This window comes from Synechococcus sp. BSA11S (genome assembly GCF_014224355.1).
Taxonomy (GTDB): Bacteria; Cyanobacteriota; Cyanobacteriia; order PCC-6307; family Cyanobiaceae; genus Regnicoccus_A.
In genome coordinates this window covers 1-7,421 of record NZ_VNWP01000037.1, presented here as the reverse complement: position 1 = coordinate 7,421, position 7,421 = coordinate 1, and the positions used below count along the sequence as shown (strand labels likewise).

Sequence of the window (7,421 nt, the reverse complement as noted above, 5' to 3'; positions counted from 1 at the left end):
GCGTCGATACATGTGGAAAACTCTGGGCAGCTTTTCGGCAGTAATGAGCCGATTTGCGTACATTCTACCGTCTAAAACTGATCAGATCCACTGCGGTGCAAGCGGTTTGGCCTTTCTCAGGAGGCCCTATGTAGTTGCGCGGACCCGCCTACCTAATCGTCGCCGTGCAGGCAATCCAGACGAATGACTTGACAAGTCAATCGTCTGGATTCATCGTGAAACAACGAGGTGCATATGCACTTCGCGGATGACAGCCCGTCATTCACCCCTGCTCACTCTCAAATCAGGGCAATCGGGCCTAGGGATTTACACCACGCGAAGGGACGCCACCACATGAAACTCCTCGATTGATAGCTGCCCGTTATGGTGTTTCCGGTACATCTGCAGAAAGCAGCAGTTGTAGGAATCGTCGATTGCTCTGGCCAAGGCCAGTTTACCGCCTTTTGATCACTGAGACCAGTTGTGCTGCAGTCGATCTGGCTTTTTCAGGAGTCCCCAAGCACGCAATAAGCATTTGGCAATCTTCTTCCTGGGCCAATCGCAATCCAGCAGCATCGTAAACAGAGCCATTATCGATTTATTGATATCATGGAGCCAATCTTGGCCCACCCCAAGCATGATTAATGATTACTCAATAACAAGTTGACTGGAATGCCCGAAAAGAATGCTATGGGGATTGATCTCGGGTAGCAATAAATGATGTTTATGGTAAAGATAGCGGGATATGGATAAAGCATGTTCGTTTAGCTTGGTAAGCATTGAATCCGGATGAACGCGATAGTAGGCTAGGGTTTCAGGATAGTATTCAACCTTTTGGTCACTCAAGGCCAATGAAAGCCACACATCATAATCTTCCCAGCCATGTACCATCTCAACATCGTAGAAACCGATATCGAAGAATGCTGATCGCTTGAATAGTGCCATTGCATCTATATAATTAGATCTTAGTAGCCTGTTAAGACTAAATTCTTGATCAGATATGTATCCAATGAACGCATTCGTTTCACCATCGTATTTTGCTATTCTGCAATAAACGGAAGCTGCTTGTGTTATCTCGAGGAAATGATATAATTTCGAAAGGCAGCTCGGCTCTATGGTGTTATCGGCATCTAAAATAAATATTGATCGACCACGAGCCAGGCGAATGCCCAAGTTTCTCGTATGTGATAAGCCAGAATTAGAAGTTTTATCTATAAGGATAAGGGCAATATCCTGATTGCAATCTAAAAATGACTTGACGATGTCTAATGAATTATCCGAAGATGCATCATTAACGATCATAATTTCAATCGACAAGGAGGAATCAAACCTGATTGCCTCGACAACACTTTGGATGCAAGATAAAATATAGTTGTCATAGTTATACAAGCTAATAATCACGGAAATAGTAGTGTTATGTTGCTTCTCATAGGCTTTGGTTGTGGCGATAGTCCAGGGATGGCAATCAGCAAAGATAGCGAATGGCATTTTATTCGATCCTAGAGAGCTACGTCTTAATGATCCAAAGCTTTTGACTTGGAATCAATAAATCCCTCAAGGATCTTGGCGCGGAAAGCTCGATAATACGAATAATGTAAACACTGAAGATAAGATTGGTTGTCCAGCAAGTTAGGGCCGGTTGGAAAAGTTCTAACCATAGTATCTAGCTGTGAGCAGGCGGCAACTATTGAATCGATATTCTGATTAATCTTTGGCCATTCAATATCCGCATGTTCCATCTGAAGTTGTCTTGGCAAGACTTTATCTTCTGGATAAAGCGAAAGAAAGGTCGAGGCCGACTGTCCTTGTTTATAGCAACGTTGGAGAAAGCTGTCAAGACTGATTTTTCGAATCATTGTATTTGTCGCCATTCTCCAGTAGACGACATGCAGCCCAGCTTTATTAAGACGATAACCAAGTTCAATATCTTCAAAACCAAACTTAAAAACTGGATTAAAAACTCCATGAGAAAGAAGATACTTGCGCTTGCAGGAGGTTCTTCCTCCCCAAAAATAGGTATAATCTAGAAGCTCTGCCGAGATAAATTCAAAGGAAAATAAGTGAGCACCATTTGTAGTTACGAAATCCATTAACGGGTCATTGGCTAACTCTTTGGATAGATATGTATGACTCAGTATTGATATATTCTGATCAGGATAGCGTGCATGTGCAATCAGATGCTGTTCAAGCAAGTTTGGGCTTGATAAATCGTCATCATCGAGAAAAAGCACTATTGGAGCGGAAGCATGAAAAAGGCCATGATTCTTAGCTGAGGCTAGGCCAGAATTGGGCTGAAAAACGTACTTAAAATCAACAACTGGCTTTAATAATCCAAGAAGTTGATGCGTTTCCGGGTTTGACCCATCATCAACAACTATAATTTCGTAATCGTCTTGAGCAAGAGTTTGGCAGGCCAGGCTAAGGATTGCTTTCGTGCATAGCTTTGGCCGATTATAGGTTGTTACGATAGCCGTAATCAGAGGAGTTGCTGCTATGATCATAATCAAGTCAGCGGGAATGATTCAAATGTGATGAACGACTGCTCGTATGAGAGGTGGTCTCGCGATTCAAAGTACTTCTTCATTCGATAATCAGAATCGGCATAATCATAGTACTGAACTGGCTTCCTGAACGAATGCTCCACCGGAAACTGATCAACAATACCCATTCTGAGACCATTATGGTTCATTTGAACAGGCCAAATAAAATCTAAACCCCAACCCATTGGAGCCTCTTCATCGAGCGGCAGCAAAACTGAGTAAGAACTACGGTGAAAACAGACGATTGGGCCAATCTCGACAAAATTCGTAAGTCTTGACTCAATACCAATCAATTGGGCGACAAAATAGTGATCAATAAAACTCGAATGCGTTCTCGCAGGTTGCGATAAGGAAAAATCTCTTTTGGAGACAATTTCTAAATAAGAATCAATGAAGTGATCGGGAACAGTAATGTCATCGTCTACAATAAAGATATAATCAAAATGTGAGCAATCTATTTCAGCAAGAAGCAGATTGATCACGACGTACTTGTCCATCCGTTGACTGATATTAAGTCTTGTCTGGTTTGCCAAGGGAGCCTCCGCTAGCTGGCTGCCAAGGCGAGCCCATTGGCATTGAACAGTCCATTGTTCAGATTGCAGGAGAGACTGAGTTAATGGAGCTGCAAGATTAGGTTTGTCCGCTAAATAAACGCCAACGACGAGGACATTTCCGCGAGATTGAGGCATAATCAAATCGTTAGTCATCAATCGTCACCAATAACTCTATCGATTACTGTTTGAGCTGAGTTGCTCGAAAATCTGGATTCAACTAACTTCTGTCCGTCTTCCGAAATTGTTTGCCACAGTTCTGGGTGAGAATAAACTTCTACCACAGCAGCAGCAAATTCTTCTGGTGAATTTGCGATCAAACCCTGTTTTCGATCTATCACTCCGAATCCCTCAAAGGCCACAGAAGTTCCGACAACAGGGACCCCATAGCTCATGCTTTGACCCACCTTCCCCTTCAAGCCAGCTCCGTATCGGAGCGGAGCTATGAAGGCCCTTACCTGGTTATAAATAGTAGTTAAGTCTTCTACATAGCCGATGGGTTTGATGTTGTCGCTACTCAGCTTTGCGATATTATCTTTCATATTGCTGCCAACGATATAAAGAATAATATCAGGAAGAATCTTTTTGACTAGTGGTAAAATCTGTTCGCTGAAATAGATGACTGCGTCAGCGTTTGGCGCATGGTCAAAGCCCCCAATAAATAATAGTCCCTGCCTATCCTGGAAGCCAGGGATCTCATCTTGCAATGGAATAGAATGAATGTTGGGTATGACCTCAATCCTTGATGGGTCAATGAATTCAGAAAGCAATACTTTTTCTTCATCCGTGACTACAATCGTGGAATCACAGACTTCGGCGAGAAACTTCTCGGTGGCAAAATGCCGCAAATGAAGCGTTGCAAATTGTTGTTTTTCTTCTGAGTTATCTTCAGCGAGAGCCTGGGCTCGATAATATCTTAGGAAGTGAAGATCGACTGTATCAAAAACAAGACGAGCTTGCGGGCAGTAACAGCGGGCCAGCGGTGCGTAGTAAGCGGCTGGTTCGGGTCGACAAATAATAATGACTGAGTATTGAGAGCCGAACTTTCTCAGATGACGAACAATGCTTTCTCTGCCGAGAATGGGATGGATACCAAGTTCAAGCATGATGTCAAGATATTTTTGCTCTGCAGAATTCTCATTCCCTGCAAAGTCAACTGGTTTTCCAGTCGACGTTGCAATTTTTAAGATCTCATGCATTCTGCAGGATCCGGAATCTTTGTCAGGCTCTGGCAGCCGCCAATCAATGAATAAAATTCGCTTGCACCTCTGACGGCCAGAATTTGTTGAGTTGTCATCAATATCAAGAAAAGTTCCAGTCCAAATTGGATTTAGATAGCTGGATTCTGTTGTGCTTTTCTTGAGCGTCTCCTTGGTCGTGTTAACTGGAGGTGATTGAACTGGAATCGAAAGATAGTCAAAAGTAGAAACATTGATGTTATTGGCGGCTGATTTCTGGTCAGCTGCCTGCGATGTGAAGCTCCTTTTGGCTGCTAAGCGATGTTTGGCCAGCTTTGCTGCATCGATAGCTCTTCGCGGCCATTCAGTTGCTTTCCATGCACGAGACTTGATGATATCATGCAAAGATTTTTGCATGCTGAGAAAGCTTGCCGTCATCTCGGCTAGCTTCGCGTGTAAATCCTCGATGGAGCCTCTTGCCTCTTCATTCTCTTTGAGTAGGTAGACTTCTCTCTGTTGATATTCGTTGATTTTTTGATCGGCTAAATTCTGTAGAGCTTGGATCTCGCTTTCAGCGCTCGCTCGTGCCGATTGTTTTTGGCTATCCCAGCTCGAATCATTTGAGGTTGGATTGGGACGTTGGTGAAGCCAGGCCGAATTGATGAAGGGAAGTAATGTATGCAAATCGTAGCTGATCCTCGTATCTGAAGTATCGATAGTGGGAAGTGCTGGCTGCTCGGGAGATCGGCTCACCTTTGTGAATGTTGCCAGAATTGTCCCAGACTGGAAAAACTCTAGTCCAAATGATGAGTAATTCTCTAGAAAGGCGTGACGCGCTAACAGACTTTTGTATTGTTCTGATTCTGTCACTATGAGTATAGTGCCCCCGGCTGCTGTTAGACGCGTAAGCGTTTCAGCCGTCTTGGCTTGGGCGCGAAAGGCAAAGCCTTTGAGGTTGGCGAAGCTGATTTGTGCCCAGCTTGTGGGAACTGACGCCAAGGACTTGCGGATATGCTGCTCATCTGAGCCCAAAGTATGTATTCGAACTTCGTTTAGTCTTTGCCTGGGAGAATGTATCGATGGCACCGACTCTGTCCCGTCGCATATGACGATACAATTGACGATGTCTTGGCCTTCTTTCGCGTCGTTAGCCAAGCTTCTGACAATTGAAACCATAGTTCATTGTTGCTGTAGGGGTGTGAGCCCAGCAACTGTTCTCAACAGATTCTGACTTTAGCAGCGATGCTCTTGCTGGGAAGGAAGAGCGTTCGTAGGCTTGCTTTCGGCCCCTTTCCTCCCTGCTCTAACCAGTGAGCCGATTGGATTTTGTTCGGCCTCCCTGTCAGGAGGCCACCTTCAGTGGACCATGGCGACGGTTCGCTGGGAGGATGGACCCAGGGCACTTGAGCGATGGTCTCGATCCGGCTGATCCAGCACGCACCAGGTGCCCCAGGTCTGCGCTGCTTCGGGCTGGGGCCGGACCTGCGCCCGAGCCGCGGCCTGCTCAAGCTGCAGAACCTGCTCAACAAACATGCCTTCTGGGCCCGTGGTCGCAGTCGCCGCCAGCTGCGCCGCCTCCTGGCAGGCAGCGAGGCGGTGGTGAGCCTTTGGCGCGGCAAGCGCCTGGTGGGCTTTGGTCGGGCCACCAGTGATGGCCTCTGCCGTGCCGTGCTCTGGGACGTGGTGGTGGCCGGCGACCTGCAGGGGCGGGGCCTGGGCCGCCGGGTGGTGGAAGCCCTGCTGGCCATGCCGGCTGTGCGCTCTGCCGAACGAGTCTACCTGATGACCACGAACAGCGCCGGGTTCTATCACCAGATGGGCTTCGCCGACGCCGCCCCTCAGGCGCTGCTCGTGAAGCTCCGTGACACTGCCTCCCCCGACTCCGGTCCAGGCCAATGCTGCTCCACGGCCAGCTGCGGCGATCCGCCCCTGAGGCCATGAGTGGATCGTCGCCAGGGCCTGCACAGCAATTGGAGGCCTATCGCATCGCCATGTTCCAGGCCCATTGCGGCCTTGTGCTCACGAGCCATCTGGAGCCCTGGGCCCTGGGTCTGGCCAGCGGCAACGGGGTCTGGTCGGAGGGTCCTCGGGATCCTGACCTGCGCGCCGTGATTGTCGACGATCGACCCACGCCGTTGCTGCGGATGACAGTGCTCAACACGTTGTTGATGGGTCGCCGTCGTTGGGGGGTGACGCTCTACACGGCGTTGGCTTCTCTGGAGCGAAGCCTTGCCCTGGTGGCCGACCTCGGGCCCTGGGTGAAGGTGGTGGGACTGCGGGTGGGTAAGGCTGATCGCCTCAACTGGCTGATTTATAATCAGCTGCTCAAGTCGGCGGCCTTCTGGCAGCAGCTCTCGGCGGCCAAGCTGCTGATCTTTCAGGCGGACACTCTGCTCATTGAGCCGCCTGATCCAGCGGTGTTTGATTACAACTATGTGGGTTCTCCCTGGGCGAAGGGCCGCTTCATCAGCCAGGAGTTTCCTCGCTACGACCACTCATTGGAGCCGCTGTCCTCCGTCTGGCTCACCCGCCGCTTCTGCGACACTGTGCCTGAGGGCCTCAGCAACGGCAACGGTGGCCTCTCGGTGCGGGATCGGCAGCTCATGCTTCAGATCTGCAAGGCTGAAGCGGGCGGCTCTCCCCCGGAGGAGCCTGAGGATATTTTCTTTGCCCGCCACCTGGCCCGGCATGACCCGGACCCTCCCCCTCCGGCGGTGCTGGAGCGCTTCAGCTGTGAAACCGCCTACCGTCCCAGTGCTGGAGCCCATGCGGCCTGGCGCTATCTGGCGGCGGCGGAGGTGGCTGAGCTTTATGAACGCCACCTCAAGCATGTGATGGCCCTGACGGCTGCATCAAGACTTTAGCCAAGGCAGCCCTGCTTTTCAATAGTCAGGCAATATTTTTCAAGGAAACTCTGATCAAGTCGCTCAATTCGGAGGACGCCTGTCTTATTCTCGTCAATGAGACGAATATGAGCCTTTTGGGGCTTGGGCTTCTGCACTAGGGGGCGCAATAACTCCATTTTTCCTTGTTTCCCGAGGGCTAGGGAAGCTCTGGACAATACTTCCGCATAGTCAGTCGCGGTCCGCCAATTGTTCGGCTTGGACTATTTCAGCGCAGATCGGGCTGGAATGAGCCTGATCTCACCATGATTGGGGACTGGCCGCTTCCAT

Annotated in this window: 6 protein-coding genes; 2 read left to right on the top strand and 4 right to left on the bottom strand. The window is 48.9% G+C overall.

What is annotated here, in order from left to right; genetic code table 11:
* Nucleotides 1-627 precede the first annotated feature (627 nt).
* The 4 genes from FPZ61_RS15130 to FPZ61_RS15115 are packed head-to-tail and all read right to left on the bottom strand — an operon-like array spanning nt 628 to nt 5,247.
* Entirely contained in the window at nt 628-1,467 is an 840-nt protein-coding gene (locus FPZ61_RS15130) for a glycosyltransferase family 2 protein (protein WP_185467446.1), read from the bottom strand.
* A gap of 26 nt (nt 1,468-1,493) precedes the next feature.
* Nucleotides 1,494-2,480, bottom strand: a complete 987-nt coding sequence (locus FPZ61_RS15125; RefSeq protein ID WP_185467445.1) for a glycosyltransferase family 2 protein — start codon at nt 2,478-2,480, stop codon at nt 1,494-1,496.
* A 2-nt stretch (nt 2,481-2,482) separates the two neighbouring features.
* Nucleotides 2,483-3,226 (bottom strand): DUF707 domain-containing protein, encoded by a 744-nt coding sequence (locus tag FPZ61_RS15120; RefSeq protein WP_185467444.1) that lies wholly within the window; start codon nt 3,224-3,226, stop codon nt 2,483-2,485.
* A complete protein-coding gene (locus FPZ61_RS15115) occupies nt 3,226-5,247 on the bottom strand; it encodes a glycosyltransferase family 4 protein (RefSeq protein ID WP_185467443.1) in 2,022 nt (673 codons plus the stop codon). The genes FPZ61_RS15120 and FPZ61_RS15115 overlap by 1 nt, the downstream gene beginning before the upstream one ends.
* A 411-nt stretch (nt 5,248-5,658) precedes the next feature.
* Here FPZ61_RS15115 and FPZ61_RS15110 point away from each other — a divergent pair, with 411 nt between their 5' ends.
* A complete protein-coding gene (locus tag FPZ61_RS15110) occupies nt 5,659-6,189 on the top strand; it encodes a GNAT family N-acetyltransferase (RefSeq protein WP_185467442.1) in 531 nt (176 codons plus the stop codon).
* Nucleotides 6,186-7,112, top strand: a complete 927-nt coding sequence (locus tag FPZ61_RS15105; RefSeq protein WP_185467441.1) for a DUF5672 family protein — start codon at nt 6,186-6,188, stop codon at nt 7,110-7,112. Before FPZ61_RS15110 ends, FPZ61_RS15105 begins: the two co-directional genes overlap by 4 nt.
* Nucleotides 7,113-7,421: the final 309 nt, after the last annotated feature.